Origin of the sequence: Pseudomonas sp. NFIX10 (assembly GCF_900111955.1) — a bacterium.
Lineage (GTDB): Bacteria > Pseudomonadota > Gammaproteobacteria > Pseudomonadales > Pseudomonadaceae > Aquipseudomonas > Aquipseudomonas fluorescens_AA.
This window is the reverse complement of sequence record NZ_FOKH01000064.1, coordinates 1-1,360: the sequence shown is the minus strand read 5'-3', so window position 1 is coordinate 1,360 and position 1,360 is coordinate 1. Positions and strand designations below refer to the sequence as shown.

At 56.6% G+C, this 1,360-nt stretch carries 1 protein-coding gene; it reads right to left on the bottom strand.

Annotation, left to right across the window (positions count from 1 at the left end; genetic code table 11):
* Positions 1-60: 60 nt before the first annotated feature.
* Positions 61-1,308: an IS256 family transposase gene (locus BM321_RS29225; RefSeq protein WP_092446473.1), complete on the bottom strand. Its 1,248-nt coding sequence runs from the start codon at positions 1,306-1,308 to the stop codon at positions 61-63.
* Between the last annotated feature and the right edge of the window lie 52 nt (positions 1,309-1,360).

Below are 1,360 nucleotides of genomic sequence, written 5' to 3'. Positions count from 1 at the left end.
GGGAGTGTCAGGTTTTTTGTGTGCGGGCCGGTAACGGCCTGCCGTTAGGCAGACCTTCATTTACCACGTCGGCCTGATGAACCGGTCCCCGTACAGGATCGCGAATTGATTCATGGCACTTTTCCAGTCGTGGGCCGCACTGCCCCAGTTCGCCGTGATATTGCGCAAGCCCAGCCAGATTAATTTGATTGCAGCGTCATCGGTTGGGAAGTGTCCTCTCGTTTTAATGATCTTGCGCAGTTGAGCGTTGATGCTTTCGATTGCATTGGTCGTGTAGATCACTTTTCGAATGGCCGGTGGGAAAACAAAAAATGGGACGACTCGATCCCAGGCGCGTCGCCAGGCAGCCACGACGGTTGGATACTGTTTGCCCCAGGCTCCATTTTCGAACGAGTCCAAAGCCACTTCGGCGGCCTCGGCGTTAATCGCCTGGTAGATCGGTTTGAGCGCCTTGGCCAGTTCCCGGCGTTTGTCCCACGCTGCATAGTCGAGGCTGTTGCGGATCAGATGCACGATGCAGGTTTGCAGCGTCGTCTCAGGAAACACCGCGCTGAGGGCTTCTGGCATGCCTTTGAGACCATCGGTCACGGCGATCAGCACGTCTTCGACGCCGCGGGTCTTGAGGTCATTGAAGACCTTCATCCAGAACTTGGCGCCTTCCGTTGTCTCGATCCAGATGCCCAGGATATCGCGGGTTCCGTCCGGTAATACGCCCAAGGCCAAGTAGATGGCCTTATTGCGGACCAGTCCTTCTTCCCTGATTTTGACCCGCAGCGCGTCGAAGAAGATGACCGGGTACATCGGCTCAAGCGGTCGTTGCTGCCAAGCGCCGATCTCTTCCATCACCGCGTCGGTGACTGAGCTGATGAAGTCGTGCGAAACATCTGTGCCGTACTGTTCCAGGAGAAACGCTCTGATCTCGCGAACCGTCATGCCCCGGGCGTACATGGCGATGATCTTGTCGTCGAAACCGGTGTAACGGCGCTCGTGTTTGGGGATCAAAATGGGCGAAAAACTGCCATCCCGGTCGCGTGGGATATCCAGCCGCAGCGGACCATCTCCGGTCAAAACGGTTTTTCCACTCTTGCCATTGCGCTGATTAGTTTCATCCTCCGGGCGCTGCGCGCCCGGGGGATAGCCCAAGTGGTGGCCGAGTTCAGCGGTCAAGGCTCGTTCAATCAGGGCCTTCTTGAACGCTGCCGAGGCGTCCTCGATGGCTTCCGCTGTCATCAGCCCCTCACCAAACTGCTCAAGCAGCTCTTTGGGGATTTTGGGCAGGTCACGCAGGGGTTTCTTTTTGGTTGGCATACATGCACCTCTTACTCATGTTATGCCCGAACACAAAATTTCTGACACTCCC